This window comes from Streptomyces sp. KL116D, from assembly GCF_030766975.1.
Lineage (GTDB): Bacteria > Actinomycetota > Actinomycetes > Streptomycetales > Streptomycetaceae > Streptomyces > Streptomyces longispororuber_A.
In genome coordinates this window covers 44634-59768 of sequence record NZ_JASERH010000100.1, presented here as the reverse complement: position 1 = coordinate 59768, position 15135 = coordinate 44634, and the positions used below count along the sequence as shown (strand labels likewise).

The 15135-nt window shown below is 72.6% G+C and carries 16 protein-coding genes and 1 pseudogene; 7 read left to right on the top strand and 10 right to left on the bottom strand.

Going from position 1 to position 15135, the window contains the following annotated elements; all coding sequences use genetic code 11:
• Positions 1 to 363 (top strand): annotated as a pseudogene (locus tag RBJ77_RS39970) (hypothetical protein); the annotation flags it as partial.
• Positions 360 to 1508, top strand: a complete 1149-nt coding sequence (locus RBJ77_RS39965; RefSeq protein ID WP_372349460.1) for a glycosyltransferase family 4 protein — start codon at positions 360 to 362, stop codon at positions 1506 to 1508. The pseudogene RBJ77_RS39970 and the gene RBJ77_RS39965, both read left to right, overlap by 4 nt.
• 28 nt (positions 1509 to 1536) lie before the next feature.
• On the opposite strand, the gene RBJ77_RS39960 is transcribed toward RBJ77_RS39965, so the two are convergent.
• From RBJ77_RS39960 to RBJ77_RS39930, 7 genes are all read right to left on the bottom strand, one after another.
• Complete coding sequence (locus RBJ77_RS39960; protein WP_372349459.1) at positions 1537 to 2193, bottom strand: LAETG motif-containing sortase-dependent surface protein; 657 nt, start codon at positions 2191 to 2193, stop codon at positions 1537 to 1539.
• A gap of 140 nt (positions 2194 to 2333) precedes the next feature.
• Positions 2334 to 3491, bottom strand: a complete 1158-nt coding sequence (locus RBJ77_RS39955; RefSeq protein ID WP_372349458.1) for an LOG family protein — start codon at positions 3489 to 3491, stop codon at positions 2334 to 2336.
• A 53-nt stretch (positions 3492 to 3544) separates the two neighbouring features.
• Positions 3545 to 3952 carry a VOC family protein gene (locus RBJ77_RS39950; protein WP_372349457.1) on the bottom strand — a complete coding sequence of 136 codons (408 nt, stop codon included), beginning with the start codon at positions 3950 to 3952 and terminating at the stop codon, positions 3545 to 3547.
• Between the two features lie 85 nt (positions 3953 to 4037).
• Positions 4038 to 5234 (bottom strand): hypothetical protein, encoded by a 1197-nt coding sequence (locus RBJ77_RS39945; protein ID WP_372349456.1) that lies wholly within the window; start codon positions 5232 to 5234, stop codon positions 4038 to 4040.
• On the bottom strand, positions 5216 to 5968 hold the full coding sequence (locus RBJ77_RS39940) for an ABC transporter ATP-binding protein (RefSeq protein ID WP_372349455.1): 753 nt from the start codon (positions 5966 to 5968) through the stop codon (positions 5216 to 5218). Before RBJ77_RS39940 ends, RBJ77_RS39945 begins: the two co-directional genes overlap by 19 nt.
• Positions 5969 to 6152: 184 nt before the next feature.
• Complete coding sequence (locus tag RBJ77_RS39935; RefSeq protein WP_255975622.1) at positions 6153 to 7532, bottom strand: aspartate aminotransferase family protein; 1380 nt, start codon at positions 7530 to 7532, stop codon at positions 6153 to 6155.
• Positions 7517 to 8032 (bottom strand): Lrp/AsnC family transcriptional regulator, encoded by a 516-nt coding sequence (locus RBJ77_RS39930; protein ID WP_255975620.1) that lies wholly within the window; start codon positions 8030 to 8032, stop codon positions 7517 to 7519. The genes RBJ77_RS39935 and RBJ77_RS39930 overlap by 16 nt, the downstream gene beginning before the upstream one ends.
• Before the next feature lie 162 nt (positions 8033 to 8194).
• Between RBJ77_RS39930 and RBJ77_RS39925 the strand changes: the two genes are divergently transcribed.
• Together RBJ77_RS39925 and RBJ77_RS39920 are read left to right on the top strand one after the other, a co-directional pair.
• The gene (locus RBJ77_RS39925; protein ID WP_372349454.1) at positions 8195 to 9637 is read left to right on the top strand and encodes a gamma-aminobutyraldehyde dehydrogenase; all 1443 of its coding nucleotides are present in this window, start codon (positions 8195 to 8197) and stop codon (positions 9635 to 9637) included.
• Complete coding sequence (locus RBJ77_RS39920; RefSeq protein ID WP_372349453.1) at positions 9634 to 10113, top strand: DUF1990 family protein; 480 nt, start codon at positions 9634 to 9636, stop codon at positions 10111 to 10113. The genes RBJ77_RS39925 and RBJ77_RS39920 overlap by 4 nt, the downstream gene beginning before the upstream one ends.
• A 66-nt stretch (positions 10114 to 10179) precedes the next feature.
• Here RBJ77_RS39920 and RBJ77_RS39915 read toward each other — a convergent pair whose 3' ends face one another.
• Positions 10180 to 10563 carry a hypothetical protein gene (locus RBJ77_RS39915; protein ID WP_372349452.1) on the bottom strand — a complete coding sequence of 128 codons (384 nt, stop codon included), beginning with the start codon at positions 10561 to 10563 and terminating at the stop codon, positions 10180 to 10182.
• A gap of 34 nt (positions 10564 to 10597) precedes the next feature.
• On the opposite strand from RBJ77_RS39915, the gene RBJ77_RS39910 reads away from it, so the two are divergent.
• From RBJ77_RS39910 to RBJ77_RS39900, 3 genes are all read left to right on the top strand, one after another.
• Positions 10598 to 11539, top strand: coding sequence for a sensor histidine kinase (locus RBJ77_RS39910; RefSeq protein ID WP_372349451.1), 942 nt, complete (start codon positions 10598 to 10600; stop codon positions 11537 to 11539).
• A gap of 105 nt (positions 11540 to 11644) precedes the next feature.
• Positions 11645 to 12847: a spermidine/putrescine ABC transporter substrate-binding protein gene (locus tag RBJ77_RS39905; protein WP_372349450.1), complete on the top strand. Its 1203-nt coding sequence runs from the start codon at positions 11645 to 11647 to the stop codon at positions 12845 to 12847.
• Between the two features lie 66 nt (positions 12848 to 12913).
• Positions 12914 to 13450 carry an HXXEE domain-containing protein gene (locus RBJ77_RS39900; RefSeq protein WP_372349449.1) on the top strand — a complete coding sequence of 179 codons (537 nt, stop codon included), beginning with the start codon at positions 12914 to 12916 and terminating at the stop codon, positions 13448 to 13450.
• Here the strand turns inward: RBJ77_RS39900 and RBJ77_RS39895 are convergent.
• Together RBJ77_RS39895 and RBJ77_RS39890 are read right to left on the bottom strand one after the other, a co-directional pair.
• Positions 13434 to 14594: a serine hydrolase domain-containing protein gene (locus RBJ77_RS39895; RefSeq protein WP_372349448.1), complete on the bottom strand. Its 1161-nt coding sequence runs from the start codon at positions 14592 to 14594 to the stop codon at positions 13434 to 13436. The genes RBJ77_RS39900 and RBJ77_RS39895 overlap by 17 nt on opposite strands.
• Before the next feature lie 156 nt (positions 14595 to 14750).
• Positions 14751 to 15119: a winged helix-turn-helix transcriptional regulator gene (locus RBJ77_RS39890; protein WP_372349447.1), complete on the bottom strand. Its 369-nt coding sequence runs from the start codon at positions 15117 to 15119 to the stop codon at positions 14751 to 14753.
• Positions 15120 to 15135: the final 16 nt, after the last annotated feature.

Here is a 15135-nt window from a genome sequence, read left to right as displayed (position 1 = left end):
GTGGGGCCGGTGGCCCTCGGCGCACCGCACGCCCTCTACGACAACGTCGTCCGCTTCCCGCTCGGCCTGGGCGAGTTGGCGTCGCCCGCCGACAGTCCGCTGCCGGGACGGCTCCTCGCCACCCACGTCGACGGGGGTGCCGGGCTCGCCGTCGCCCTGCTCGCCCTGGCCGCCGTCGCGGTGGCGGCGTCGCTCGCCGTCCGGCCGCCGCGCACGGTGCGGGCCGCCGCCGACCGGCTCGCCGTGGGGCTCGGGGTCGCGATGCTGCTGATGCCCGCGTCCCGGTTCGGCTACCTCGTGTATCCGCTCGTGCTGTGGGCCGTGCCCCGGTGCGCCGACCGACGTCAGGGAGACCCGGCATGACGGACACCAGGACCACGAGGAGACGCACCCTCGTCGTCACCAACGACCTGCCGCCGCGGCAGGGCGGCATCGAGGTCTTCGTCGACGGGCTGGTGCGGCGCTTCGAGCCGGACGACGTCGTCGTGTACACCTCGGCCGAGCCGGGCGCCGAGGCGTACGACCTGAGCCTGCCGCACCCCGTCGTCCGCGACGCCGCCCGCACCCTCCTGCCCACCCGGGGCACCGCCGAGCGGGCCGTGGCGCTCGCCCGCCGGTTCCGCTGCGACAGCGTCTGGTTCGGCGCCGCCGCACCGCTCGGTCTGCTCGCCGGGGCGCTGCGCCGGGATGCCGGGGTGCGGCGCGTCGTCGCCACCACGCACGGCCACGAGGTGTGGTGGGCCAAGGCGCCCGGCGCGCGCTCGCTGCTGCGCAGGGTCGGCTCCGGGGCGGACGTCGTCACGTACCTCGGCGAACGCACCCGCCGGGCCGTCGCGCCCGTGCTGCCGGAGGGGACCGCCCTCGCCCGGCTCGTTCCCGGCGTCGACGCCGACGTCTTCCGGCCGGGGCTCGACCCGCGGCCGGTGCGCGCCCGGCACGGGATCGGCGCGCGGACCCCGGTCGTGCTGTGCGCCGCCCGGCTCGTGCCGCGCAAGGGGCAGGACGTCCTGGTGGCGGCGCTGCCGATGGTGCGCCGCGTGGTGCCCGGCGTACGGCTCCTGCTGGTGGGGTCCGGCGGGTACGAGCGCAGGCTCCGCCGGCTCGCCGCCGAGCACGGGGTGCCGGACGACGTGGTGTTCGCCGGTGGGCGGGCGCATGCGGACCTGCCCGCGTACTACGCCGCCGCGGACGTCTTCGCCATGCCGTGCAGGACCCGGAGGGCGGGTCTGGAGGTGGAGGGGCTCGGCATCGTGTTCCTGGAGGCCGCCGCCGCGGGTCTGCCCGTCGTGGCGGGTGACTCCGGGGGCGCGCCGGACGCCGTGCGCGAGGGGGAGGGCGGGTACGTGGTCGACGGCAGGTCGCCCGCCGCCGTCGCCGACCGCCTCGTACGGCTGCTCCTGAACCCGGAGTCGGCGCGCGCCATGGGGGCCGCGGGGCGCGAGCGGGTGTGCAGGGAGTGGGACTGGGGACGGTCGTACGAGGCGCTGGCCGCGATGCTCGGCCGGTGAAACCGCCTCGGACGACCGTCCGGAGTGATCAGCCCTTGGCCGTGCCCCGCTTGCGCAGGGCGAAGACCACGCCGCCGCCCGCGACGACCAGCGCCGCCGCGATGCCGGCGAAGAGGCCGGTGTTGGAGCTCGCGCCGGTCTCGGCGAGGTTGTCCGAACCGCCCGCCGGGGAGGCGGAGTTGCTCGGGGCCGGGGCCGCCGGGGTGGTGGACTCGGGCGCCGACGGGGTCGGCTTCGCCGACTCGGACGGAGCCGAGGTGCTCGGCGCGGGCGACGACGGCGACGGGGTCGCGGTCGTCGTCGCGCAGGCCTTGGACGGCGTGGTCAGGTTCGGCTTGATGTCCTCGTCGACGAGGTTGCCGGCCTTGACGTGCACGCGGTACGTCGCGTTCGGCTGCCAGTCCTCCTTGAACGTCACGGTGGCGCCCTCGCGGGTGCCCTTCACGTCCTGGGAGCCGATCTGCTTGTCACCGAGGAAGACGGTGACGGTCGCCGGCGTGCCGGAGGCGTCCTTGTCGACGACGGTGATGACGCCCTGCTCACCGGTGCAGGACGCTTCGGCGGAGAACTCGCTGATGTTGCACGCCGAGGCGGTGCCGGCGACGCCGAGGGTCAGGGCCGTCGCGGCACACGCCACGCCGGCCAGGCGCACGGTGCGTGCGGATATACGGGGGGTTACGGACACAGTCGTCCTTCACGGGATCTCGTGCAGATGAGGGGGGTGCGGTGAGGGAGCACCACGGCTCCTGCCTCAGCACCCTCACGGTCCCCTCACGTTTACAAGTGCCAGTGACGCAGCGTCAATACCATCGTGGACAAGGGAGTTCAGTCTTGACCTGGGCTTGACCCGAGACGGCGTACCGCGTCGGCCGCCTCCTCCACCGAATCGACCAGCGCGATCCGGGACTCCATCCCCCGCTCGCGCGCCAGGGACCGCAGCAGCGGCCAGGCCGGCAGCCGCTCCGTCCAGTGCGCGCGGTCGACGAGGACCATCGGAGTCGGCTCGCCGCGCGACTCGTAGTAGTTCGGCGTGGCGTTGTCGAAGATCTCCTGGACCGTGCCCGCCGCGCCCGGGAGGAAGATCACGCCCGCGTTCGACCTGGCCAGCAGGCCGTCCTCGCGGGTGGCGTTCGCGAAGTACTTGGCCAGGTGCTGCGCGAACGCGTTCGGCGGCTCGTGGCCGTAGAACCAGGTGGGGATGCCGATCGAGTCGCCGCCGCCCGGCCAGCGGCCGCGCACCTCGAACGCCGCGCCCGCCCAGTCCGTGACCGACGGAGTGAACGACGGCGATTTCGCCAGGAGCTGGAGCGCCTCGTCGAGCATCGGGTCGGCGAACGGCGCCGCGTACGCCCCCAGGTTCGCCGCCTCCATCGCGCCGGGTCCGCCGCCCGTCGCGACCGTGAGCCCGGACCGGGCCAGGGAGCGGCCGAGCCGGGCGGCGCCCGCGTACGCGTCCGTGCCGCGGGCCATCGCGTGTCCGCCCATGACGCCCACCACCCGGGCTCCCGCGAGCCGTTCGTCGAGCGCGTCGGAGACCGAGTCGTCGTGGACGGCGCGCAGCATCGACGCGAACACGTCCCCGTCGGCCTTGGTGCGCTGGAACCAGTCGTACGCCCGGGCGTCCGGCGTCGCCTCGTACCCGTCCTCGCCCGACAGGCCGTCGAACAGCTCGTCGGGGGAGTAGAGATGGCCGCGGTAGGGGTCGAACGGGAGGCCCGGGACCGGCGGGAAGACCAGGGCGCCGCGGGCCCTGACCCGCGCGGCCGCCGCCGGGTCCATCGGGCAGCCGAGGAATATGGCGCCGGCCGTCTCGACGGCGAGCAACTCCTCGGTGCGGTCCGTCAGATCGACGGCCTGCACCCGGTGCCCGGCGAGCGTGCCGCGTGCGGCGGCCTCGTCGAACTCCGCGAGCGTCTCGATCTCGCGGTCGGCGGTGGTGACGGGCGGCTGGGCGGGCTCGGATGACTGTGGTGATGTCGGCACCCGCCCATGCTAAGCACGGCTCCCCGCAGGGCAGTTGCTCAGCCCTCGGCTGCTCAGCCCTCGACGACCGACGGGTCCATCCACATGATCTCGAAGGTGTGCCCGTCGAGGTCGTCGAAGGCCCGGCCGTACATGAAGCCGTGGTCCTGCTTCTCACCGGTCTCGGTGCCGCCCGCCGCGATCGCCCGGTCGACGATCTCGTCGACCTTCTCGCGGCTCTCCGCGCTCAGGCACAGCAGCACCTCGCTGCTCGCCTTCGAGTCGATGATCGGCTTCTTGGTGAAGCCCGCGTACTTGTCCTTCGTGAGCAGCATGAGCACGATGTGCTCGCTGACCACGATGGCCGCGCCGGTGTCGTCCGAGAACTGCGGGTTGCGCTCGAAGCCCAGCTCCGTGAAGAACTTCGTGGCGGCGTCCAGGTCGTTCACGGCCAGGTTCGGGAAGATCATCTGCTGGTACATGGGGTGTCCGTCGCCTTCTTGAGGAGCCGTCTGAAGTGGTCGTGTCGTGCTGTACGCAGGGTTAGACGGCCCAGGTCGACAAAACTCATCGCGCTGACAGGGGAATCGCCGAAAGTTCCGCGACGGTCCAGGTCAGCGGCCCGAACACGGCGAGCAGAGCGGCCGCCCGCAGCGCCGCCGCACCGCGCAGCATGGTCGCGGGAGCACCGAGCCGCAGCAGCGCGGCCGTCGTGTGCCGGCGGGCCTGGCGCGCCTCGACGGCCGCCGTGACGAGCGTGGCCACCGTGCAGCCGACGACCAGGAACGCGCCCAGCGTCGACAGCGGCCCGAGGTCGGGCGCGGCCTTCCCCGCGGCCCCGTACAGCACGCTCGCCGCGTACGCCCCGGAGACCACGGCGCAGACGACGCCCAGCGGGCGGCCGATGCGCCGCGCCTCCTCCTGGAGGACCCGGCCGGCGAGCAGCCGTACCGCGCCGGGACGCACGGCCTGGAGGGCGCGTCCGCACAGGTGGGTGAGGCCGGGTCCGGCGAGCGCCAGACCGAACGCGGTCAGCGCCCAGCCCGCGAGGACGCCGGAGGAGCTGCCGGCCAGACCGCCCGGCATCGGGAAGCCGACGCCGCCCGGCGCGTGCGAGGCGTAGGTCTCCACGGCGAGCCCGGCGGCCAGCAGGGCCACGCCCCACGGCAGTCCGGTCGGCGCGGGGGCCGGGTCCTGTGCCTCGTCGGGGGCCGGGCCCGTGGTGTCGGTGTAGCCCGCCGTGCCCGCCTTGGCCTTCCGCGGGCGCAGCACGAGGGCGCTGGCGCCGGACGCCGCGACCGGCACGAACGTGAGCAGGGTGAGGGCCGCGGCGAGCGGCAACGGCCGGTCGGCGGCGAGGAGTCGGCGCGCCGCGCCGTCGAAGGGCAGGCCCGACAGGTCGCCGCGCAGGTGCAGGAAGAACAGCAGCGCCAGCATCGAGCCGAGGGTGCAGGCCACGGCCGTGGAGACGGAGGCGAGGAGGGTGAGGCGGGCCGGGCCGAGCCCCACCGCGGAGAGCCCCGTGCGCGGCTTCGTACCGGGGTCGGAGCGGGCCACGGAGACCGCGAGGTAGACGGTGGCGGCGAGCGGGATCGCGCACCAGGCGAGGCGCAGGACGGCGTTCGCGGAGGCGTCGGGGTGGCCCATCGCGTAGCCCAGCGTGCACAGCAGGAGGAAGCCGGTGCCCGCGGACGCGGCGGCCACCAGGAGTCTGCGGAGCTGGACGAGGGGATGGGCGCCGCGGGCTAGACGGAGAGCGAGCACGCGGCCCGGCCTTCCGTGCTGTCGGGGTCCGCGGGCGCGGCGGGCAGGTGCACGGTGTTCACCCGGCGGCCGTCGAGCAGCGACACCGTGCGGTCGGCGAGCGCGCTGACCTCGGAGTCGTGCGTGGCCAGGACGACGGTGATGGCGTGCGAGCGGGCCGCCGCCGTCAGCGTGCGGAGTACGTGGGCGCGGTCGGCCCGGTGCAGCGTCGCGGTCGGCTCGTCGGCGAAGACCACGTTCGGGGCGTGCGCCAGGGCGCGGGCGATGGCGACGCGCTGCCGCTCGGCCATCGACAGGGCGCGCGGGCGCTTGCGGGCGAGCCGGCCGACGTCGAGCCGGTCGAGCCACTCGTGGGCGGCGGTCTTGGCCTCGCGGCGGGCCGTGCCGCGCAGCATCAGGGGGAGCGCCGTGTTCTCCCAGACGTTCAGTTCCGGCACGAGGGCGGGCTCCGGGTCGATCCAGCCGAAGCGGTCCCGGCGCAGCCGCTCGCGGACCAGCGGGCCCATCGTGTGGACGGGGGTGCTGTTGAACCACACCTCGCCGCCCTTGTCGGGCAGCAGCTGACCGGAGAGACACTGCAGGAGCGTCGTCTTGCCGGCGCCGCGCGGGCCGGTGACGGCGAGGATCTCGCCCTCACGGACACCGAGCGAGACGCCGGTGAGCGCGGGCGAGCCGTTGTGGGAGAAGTGCAGGGCGCGTGCCCAGAGCACGTCGTTGTCCGGCGGGGCCACCATGGCGTACACCTCGGTTCAGATCAGATTGCCGGGAAGTTCCCGTCCCCCTTCCGGGGGAACGAAGGCAGGGCCGATCGGTCACTGGGCACGGTAGGTATCCGGTGGCGGAGCCGGACAAAGGACGCGGCCCGGTCCCGCCCATCTCACTCGGATGGGCGCAACCGGGCCGTTCCCGCGGCGGGGATCAGATCTTCGTCCAGGCCTCCGTGAGCACCTGGCGGATGATGCCCTCGATCTCGTCGAACGTGGACTGGTCCGAGATCAGCGGCGGCGACAGCTGGATGACCGGGTCGCCACGGTCGTCGGCGCGGCAGTACAGGCCGTACTCGAAGAGCTTCTTCGAGACGTAGCCGTACAGGATGCGCTCGGACTCCTCGTCGGTGAAGGACTCCTTGGTGGCCTTGTCCTTGACGAGCTCGATGCCGTAGAAGAAGCCGTTGCCCCGGACGTCGCCGACGATCGGCAGGTCGTTCAGCTTCTGCAGCGTGTTGAGGAAGTTCGCCTCGTTGTCCAGCACGTGCTGGTTGAGGCCCTCGCGCTCGAAGATGTCGAGGTTCGCCAGGCCCACCGCGGCCGACACCGGGTGTCCACCGAAGGTGTAGCCGTGCAGGAAGGTGTTGTCGCCCTTGTAGAACGGCTCGGCGATCCGGTCGGAGACGATGGCCGCACCGATCGGGGAGTAGCCGGACGTCATGCCCTTGGCGCAGGTGATGATGTCGGGCACGTAGCCGAACTTGTCACAGGCGAACATCGTGCCGAGGCGGCCGAAGGCGCAGATGACCTCGTCCGAGACGAGCAGCACGTCGTACTGGTCGCAGATCTCGCGCACGCGCTGGAAGTAGCCGGGCGGCGGCGGGAAGCAGCCACCGGCGTTCTGCACGGGCTCCAGGAAGACGGCCGCGACCGTCTCCGGGCCCTCGAAGAGGATCTCCTGCTCGATCTGGTCGGCGCACCAGCGGCCGAAGGCCTCCGGGTCGTCGCCGTGGATCGGGGCGCGGTAGATGTTCGTGTTCGGGACCTTGTGGGCACCGGGCACGAGCGGCTCGAAGGGGGCCTTCAGGGCCGGCAGGCCGGTGATCGACAGGGCGCCCTGCGGGGTGCCGTGGTAGGCGACCGCGCGCGAGATGACCTTGTACTTCGTGTGGTTGCCGGTGAGCTTGTGGTACTGCTTCGCCAGCTTCCACGCGGTCTCGACGGCCTCGCCGCCACCGGTGGTGAAGAAGACCTTGTTGAGGTCGCCCGGCGCGTAGTGGGCCAGGCGCTCGGCCAGCTCCACGGCCTTGGGGTGGGCGTACGACCAGATCGGGAAGAAGGCCAGCTCGGCCGCCTGCTTGGCGGCGACCTCGGCGAGCTCCTGGCGGCCGTGGCCGGCCTGGACCACGAACAGGCCGGCGAGGCCGTCGAGGTACTTCTTGCCCTTGTCGTCGTAGATGTAGGTGCCCTCGCCACGCACGATGGTGGGAACGGGCGCGTTCTCGTACGACGACATGCGGGTGAAGTGCATCCACAGGTGGTCGTACGCGCTCTGGCTGAGGTCCTTGCTCACGGCTATCGGGTTCCCCACATATAGGTCTGCTTCTTGAGCTTGAGGTAGACGAAGCTCTCGGTGGAGCGCACGCCGGGCAGGGCCCGGATGCGTTTGTTGATCACGTCCAGAAGGTGGTCGTCGTCCTCGCAGACGACCTCCACCATCAGGTCGAACGAGCCTGCCGTCATCACGACGTACTCGCACTCCGGCATGGCCGTCAGCGCATCCGCCACGGGATCCAGGTCGCCCTCGGCGTTGATCCCGACCATCGCCTGCCGCCGGAAGCCCACGGTGAGCGGGTCGGTGACGGCGACGATCTGCATCACGCCCTGGTCGAGCAGCTTCTGGACGCGCTGGCGCACGGCTGCCTCGGACAGGCCGACGGCCTTTCCGATGGCGGCGTACGGGCGCCTGCCGTCTTCTTGGAGCTGTTCGATGATGGCGAGGGAGACGGCGTCCAGCGACGGCGATCCACCGTGCTTCGAACTGGGTCCCTTGGGGTCTGCGCTGCGACTGGCCACGACCTCACTGTGCATGAGGCCTCGTCTGTTCCGCAACCCCAGATCGATGAAATTCGTTGTTTGGGTCTCCCATACTCACGGATTTCGTAGGTGCGAGGGAGTGGGGGGTGTCGAAAACGTCGGTGCACGGATTAGGGTGGGTGTCTCAAGCAGTGGACAGCGAGAGGGAGGCCGGCAGTGAGCACCAGTGAGCTGCGTCGTCTGCGTAACTACATCGACGGTGAGTTCCGGGACGCCGCCGACGGACGGACCACCGAGGTGGTCAACCCCGCCACGGGCGAGGCGTACGCGACCGCGCCACTGTCCGGGCAGTCGGACGTCGACGCGGCGATGGCCGCCGCCGAGGCCGCGTTCCCGGCCTGGCGCGACCTGACCCCCGCCGAGCGGCAGAAGGCCCTCCTCAAGATCGCCGACGCCTTCGAGGAGCGGGCCGAGGAGCTCATCGCGGCCGAGGTGGAGAACACCGGCAAGCCGATCGGCCTGACCCGCAGCGAAGAGATCCCGCCGATGGTGGACCAGATCCGCTTCTTCGCGGGCGCCGCGCGCATGCTCGAGGGCCGCTCCGCCGGTGAGTACATGGAGGGCCTGACCTCCATCGTCCGGCGCGAGCCGATCGGCGTCTGCGCCCAGGTCGCGCCGTGGAACTACCCGATGATGATGGGCGTGTGGAAGTTCGCCCCGGCGCTCGCCGCGGGCAACACGGTGGTCCTCAAGCCGTCCGACACCACCCCCGCCTCCACGGTCCTGATGGCCGAGATCATCGGCTCGATCGTGCCCAAGGGCGTCTTCAACGTGGTGTGCGGCGACCGCGACACCGGCCGCCTGATGGTCGAGCACGACACCCCGGCGATGGCCTCCATCACCGGTTCCGTGCGCGCCGGCATGCAGGTCGCCGAGTCCGCCGCCAAGGACCTCAAGCGGGTCCACCTGGAGCTCGGCGGCAAGGCCCCGGTCGTCGTCTTCGAGGACACCGACATCGCCAAGGCCGTCGAGGACATCTCGGTGGCGGGCTTCTTCAACGCCGGGCAGGACTGCACCGCGGCCACCCGCGTGCTCGTCCAGGAGTCCATCCACGACGAGTTCGTGGCCGCGCTCGCCAAGGCCGCCGCCGAGACGAAGACCGGCATGCCGGACGACGAGGACGTGCTCTACGGCCCGCTCAACAACCCGAACCAGCTGAAGCAGGTCTCCGGCTTCATCGAGCGCCTCCCGGCCCACGCCAAGGTCGAGGCCGGTGGCCACCGGGTCGGCGACAAGGGCTACTTCTACGCCCCGACCGTCGTCTCCGGCCTGAAGCAGGACGACGAGATCATCCAGAACGAGGTCTTCGGCCCGGTCATCACCGTCCAGTCCTTCACGGACGAGGCGCAGGCCACCGAGTGGGCGAACGGCGTGGACTACGCCCTCGCCTCCTCGGTCTGGACGAAGGACCACTCGCGCGCCATGCGGATGTCCAAGGTCCTCGACTTCGGCTGCGTCTGGATCAACACGCACATCCCGCTCGTCGCCGAGATGCCGCACGGCGGCTTCAAGAAGTCGGGCTACGGCAAGGACCTCTCGGCGTACGGCTTCGACGACTACACGCGCATCAAGCACGTGATGACGTCGTTGGACGCGTGACCCTCACCTACCGCGAGGTCGGCGCGACCCTGGCGGACGGCGAACTGCCGCCGGGGTACGCCCATCTGGACCGCCGTGTCCGGCTCGGCTCGGGGCGCGACTGCTTCGAGCGGGCCGGTGCGGCGGTCCTGTCGTGGCAGGTGCAGCGCGGCGCCGGACTGCGGGTCGCGGCGGAGCCCGACGTCCGCGAGGGCGCGGACGTCGTGCTGCGCGCCCTGTGGCTGCGGATCCCCTGCCGGGTGGTGCGGGTGGTGCGCGACGACGCCCGCACCGGGTTCGCCTACGGGACGCTGCCCGGCCATCCGGAGTGCGGCGAGGAGGCGTTCCTCGTGACGCGCGAGGCCGACGACTCCGTATGGCTGCGGATCCGGGCGTTCTCGCGCCCCGGCCGCTGGTACGCGCGACTCGCCGGACCGCTCGCCCGCGCCGTGCAGCTCGCGGTCACCCGGCGCTATCTGCGGGCCCTGGCTCGCTGACGGCGGCGGGTACCGGAAAGGGGGCGGCCCGTCGGCCGCCCCCGCCACCCCCTCCGGGCGGCCGGTTCACGCGGACCGGGACGACAGCCCCCTGCCGAGCTCCTTGCCGCCGTCGGCGGCGTGCACGCTGTGCAGACCCGGGCCGGGGAACCCGTGATGCTCGCCCGGGTGCTTCGGCGGTGCGGGGAGGTCGCCGTCCGGGAACGGCAGGCCGTTCGCCGGGAAGGAGACGCCGGCGTCCTCCAGCGGCCCCTTGCACGCGTCGAACGCCTTCTTGAACGCCTTCCTGAACGCGTCGGACGCCAGGTCGGCGGCCTTGCCCTTCTTGACGCTCATCTTCACCACGAAGCTGATGCCGCCGTCGGCGTCCTTCGTGGCGTGGAAGGACGGGAAGGTGTGCTGCCCGTGCTCGCGCATGCACGCGGCGAACGCGTCGTTCGCCTCGTTCACGTCGTCCGGGGCGTCGTCGGTCGGCCGGTAACCGATGGGCGGGGCCGCGTCCTTCGGCGGCGCGGGCGACCGGTGGCCGTCCGTGGCCGCGGCCTGGGACGCGGTGACCGTGCCCTCGCTCGCGCTCGGCTGGATCGTCGCGGGACGGGTCCTCGCGCCGCTGCGCACCATGGCGGACGCGGCCCGCCGGATCTCCGCCGACGACCTGCACGAACGACTGGCGACGGACCGCCCGCGCGACGAACTCCACGATCTGGCGGCCCAGTTCAACGGACTGCTGGCCCGCCTCGAAGGCGCCTTCGCCGCGCAGCGCCGGTTCGTCGCCGACGCCTCGCACGAGCTGCGCACCCCGCTGACCCTGCAGCAGGCCGTCGTGGACGTGGCGCTCGACGACCCCGACGCGTCCGCGGACACGCTGCGCGCCGCCTGCCTGCGCGTACGCGCCGCCGGACAGGAACAGGAGCGGCTCATCGAGGCGCTGCTGACGCTGGCCCGCGGCCAGCAGGGTCCGCAGAGCAAGGAGCCGGTGGATCTCGCGGACGTCGTCCGCGCGGTGCTGCCGCCGTCCGACGCCGCCGGGCCGGCCGTCCGCGCCGAGCTCGGGGCGGCGCCGCTGCTCGGCGACCGGCGGCTGATCGAGCGCCTCGTGGTCAACCTCGTCGACAACGCCGTAACCCACAACCACCCACAGGGTCAGGGCAGTTGGGTGTCGCTGTGGACCGGTACGGCACACGGCGTGCCCACCCTGCGCGTCACCAACAGCGGCCCGCCGGTGCCCGCCGAGCAGATCGCGGGCCTCTTCGAACCGTTCCGCCGGCTCGGCGCCCAGCGCACCCGGCACCGCGACGGTCTCGGCCTCGGCCTGTCCATCGTGGTCGCCGTGGCCCACGCCCACGACGGCGCCGTCCGGGCCTGGCCGGGACCGGAGGGCGGCCTCGTCGTCGCGGCCGCGTTCCCCGCGGCGTGGCCGCACTGAGGAACCGCGCCGGGCCGGCCGGATCGACAGGGTGTCGGCTGCCGCCCGTCCCGCTCGACGCAGCGTCCATTGTCCCCACCCGCCCCGCCCCGGCATCCTGCGTGCGTGCGAGCCAACCACGTCACCTCCCAGGTCACCCGTCGTTCCCTGCTGCGCGCCCTGGGCGGTGGTGCCACGGCCGCGGCGGTCGGCGCGCTCGCCACGGGCTGCGGGGTGCCCGCCGCCTACGTGAAGCCGGGCGACCGCGCCGCGCAGGACCTGTCCTCCGCCGAACAGCGGCTCACCTGGGCGAACTGGCCGCTCTACATCGACGTCGACGACGACGACCCGTCGAAGCGGCCCACCCTCGACGCGTTCGAGAAGCGGACCGGGATCCAGGTCAAGTACACCGAGGAGATCAACGACAACGACGAGTTCTTCGGCAAGATCAGCCCGTCCCTGATGAACCACCAGAAGACCGGCCGGGACCTCATCGTCATCTCCGACTGGATGTGCTCGCGCTTCGTGCGCCTCGGCTGGGTCCAGGAGATGGACCGGGCCCACCAGCCGAACGTCACCAAGTACCTCGACCCGCTGCTGCGCTCGCCCGCCTTCGACCCCGGCCGCAAGTACACCGTGCCGTGGCAGTCCGGCATCACCGGCATCGCCTACAACAAGCGCCGGCTCGGCCGCGAGATCAAGCACGTCTCCGACCTGTGGGCCGCCGACCTCAAGGGCCGCGTCACCCTGCTCTCCGGCCTCGACGAGTCCTTCGCGCTCCTCATGCAGGGCAACGGCGTCGACATCACGAAGTGGACGGCCGACGACTTCCATCGGGTCTGCGACCAGGTCGAGAAGCTCGTGCGGACCAAGCACATCCGCCGCTTCACCGGCAACGACTACATCAAGGACCTCTCCAGCGGCGACGTCCTCGCCTGCCAGGCCTACAGCGGCGACGTGATCCAGCTCCAGGCCGACGACCCGGACATCGAGTTCGTCGTCCCCGAGGAGGGCGCCGAACTGTGGGCCGAGTCCCTCATGATCCCCAACCTCGCCGACCACAAGGCCAACGCCGAGCGCCTGATCGACTACTACTACCAGCCGGAGGTCGCCGCCGACCTCGCCGCCTGGGTCAACTACGTCTGCCCGGTCCCGGCCGCCCGCGAGGTCCTCGCCTCCTCGAAGGACAAGGAGACCGCCGAACTCGCCGAGGACCCGCTGATCTTCCCCGACGACGAGATGCGCTCCCGCCTCGCCATCGCCCGCGACATCCGCCCGTCCGAACGCACCGAGTTCGCGAAGCGGTGGAACGCGATCGCGGGGTTGTAGGGCGTGGGTCCTCCGTGCAACGGGGCTGCCCCGCAGCTCAGTCGGGGCCCCGCATAGGGTGCGGTGATGACCGATGAGACGACCGCGGGGGCGGCGGCGACGCTGGGGCTGTTCGCGGCCTGGGCCCTGCACGACACCGAAGAAGTGCTCACCGCGCCGGGCTGGGTCCGCACCCGGTTGCCTGAGCTGCGCGAGCGGTGGCCGGACGTGCCCGAGCGGGTGTGGCGGGTCATGGAGGGCGTCGACGAGCGGGAGTTCGCCGTCGCCGTCGGCGTCATGGCCGGGATCGTCGGCGCGGGAGCCGTCGCGGGCTGGGCGAGCGGCGGGCGCAGCGCCACGTACCAGGCCATGCTGAACGGATTCGGACTGCACGGGCTGCTGCACCTGGGGCAGGCCGCCGCCGTGCGCGGCTACACGCCGGGCGTGGCGACCTCGCCGACGCTCGTCGTGCCGTTCACCCTGTGGGCGCGGCGACGCCTGCGGCGGGCCGGGGTGCTGCGGCCCACCCGCGGCCGGGACGTCGTCGCCGGGGTCGCCTGGGCGGCCGCGGCGACCGTCGTCTCGCACGGGGTGGCGCGGCGGATCGTCAGGCCAGGTTCCTGAGCGCGGCCATCACGATGCGCTCGGCCGTGGGGTTCATGTCCCTGCCCTTCGCGTCCGTGGAGTTGACCGAGTAGACGAGCGTCCTGGACAGGTCGCGGGTGGCGCCGACCACCGAGTTGTAGCCGTACCGGCTGCCCGTCTTCAGCCAGATGACGTGCCCGTCGGGCGTCTCGTAGCGCTGCAGTCCCGCGCTCATCGTCGCGCCCTCGACGCCGGACGGCACGGTGAACATCTCCTTGAGCTGCGGCTGAGGGACGATCCGGCCCTTGAACAGGGCCGTGACCAGGCGTTCCAGGTCGGCGGTGGTGGAGATCATGTCGCCGCCCGCGAGGCGGTCGTACTGGTTCCACTCGGTCACGTCGAGCAGCTTCCCGCCCGACAGCTGGTAGCCGTGGTTGTGCGGGCCCCGGATGCGGGGGTCGGTGCCCGGGAAGTACGTGTGCCGCATCCCCGCCGGGCGCAGCACGAGCCGCTCGGCCTCCGCCGCGTAGGAGCGGCCCGTGACCCGCTCGATCAGCAGGCCGAGGAACGTGTAGTTGATGCCGAGGTACTCCTGCACCTCGCCGGGCGCGTGCGCGGGCCCCTCGGCCACCGAACCGGCCACGACCTGGCGCGGGGTGAGCGTCTCGAAGCGGTGCGCGTACGCCTCCTCGAAGGTCGGCCCGAACGCCGTGCCGGGCCGCAACCCCGACGTGTGGTTGAGGAGTTGGCGTACGGAGACGGGGGCGCGGAAGGCGTCCGCGTTCGGGGCGAACAGGTCGGGGAGGTAGCGCTGTACGGGCGCGTCCAGGTCGACCTTCCCGGCGGCGGCGAGGCGCAGCACCACGGCCGCCGTCACCACCTTCGTCGTGGAACCCGCCCGGAACTCGGCGTTCTCCAGCGCCTTCCGGCCCGTCCGCAGGTCCCGTACGCCCGCCGACCCGTGCCAGGAGCCGCCGCTGCCGCCGACCCGGACGAGGGCCGCCGTCGCATCGGCGTCCGGCAGCCCGGTGAGCGACTCGGCGAGGGCCCGCGCGTCGGGCGCGCCGGTGGCGGGCGCCACCACGCCGGGCCCGGGCGGCGCGGGGGCGGCGGTGGCGAGCGGTGCGGTGACGGCGCCGAGCGCGAGGGCGGCGGACAGGGCGAGGACGACACGACGCTTCAAGGAAGCCTCCAGGAAGGGGAGTTGGCCCGAGCGGGCCGATGTCGACCATCCTGGGCGGCGGCCGCCCGCGGCAGGTCGTCGCAGCGGATGATCCGGACCCTGGTGTGTGCGCCCACCGGCCCCTTAGGGGCGCCGCCGTCCGCCTCGTGCCGCCCCCTAGGGGGCGCCGCCGTCCGCCTCGTGCCGGTCCTGCGCCGCCATCACCTCGTCCCCGTGCGTGAACGCCCACGCCCCGAAGGCGTCGATCGGGCCGAGCAACGTCCGCCCCAGCGCGGTCAGTTCGTACTCGACGCGCGGCGGCACCTCCTCGTACACCTGGCGGGTCACCAGCCCGTTGAACTCCAGGCGGCGCAGCGTCTCGGTGAGCACCTTGGGGCTGATGCCGCCGATCCGCCCGCGCAACTCGCCCGGCCGGTAAGGGCGTTCGCGCAGCGCCCACAGCACCACGGCGTTCCACGTGTTGGACAGCAGGTCGAAGGCGAGCCGGGCCCGGCAGTCGGCGAGGAATCCCTGGTCGGACGTCATGTACCGAATGGTGCCC

What these genes read in the sequence shown, in the direction of transcription:
- RBJ77_RS39965 (WP_372349460.1), top strand. Translation starts at nt 360, where the DNA reads ATGACGGACACCAGGACCACGAGGAGACGCACCCTCGTCGTCACCAAC.
- RBJ77_RS39910 (WP_372349451.1), top strand. Translation starts at nt 10,598, where the DNA reads ATGGGCGGGGCCGCGTCCTTCGGCGGCGCGGGCGACCGGTGGCCGTCC.
- RBJ77_RS39930 (WP_255975620.1), bottom strand. Translation starts at nt 8,032, where the DNA reads ATGCACAGTGAGGTCGTGGCCAGTCGCAGCGCAGACCCCAAGGGACCC.
- RBJ77_RS39890 (WP_372349447.1), bottom strand. Translation starts at nt 15,119, where the DNA reads ATGACGTCCGACCAGGGATTCCTCGCCGACTGCCGGGCCCGGCTCGCC.
- RBJ77_RS39940 (WP_372349455.1), bottom strand. Translation starts at nt 5,968, where the DNA reads ATGGTGGCCCCGCCGGACAACGACGTGCTCTGGGCACGCGCCCTGCAC.
- RBJ77_RS39900 (WP_372349449.1), top strand. Translation starts at nt 12,914, where the DNA reads ATGACCGATGAGACGACCGCGGGGGCGGCGGCGACGCTGGGGCTGTTC.
- RBJ77_RS39950 (WP_372349457.1), bottom strand. Translation starts at nt 3,952, where the DNA reads ATGTACCAGCAGATGATCTTCCCGAACCTGGCCGTGAACGACCTGGAC.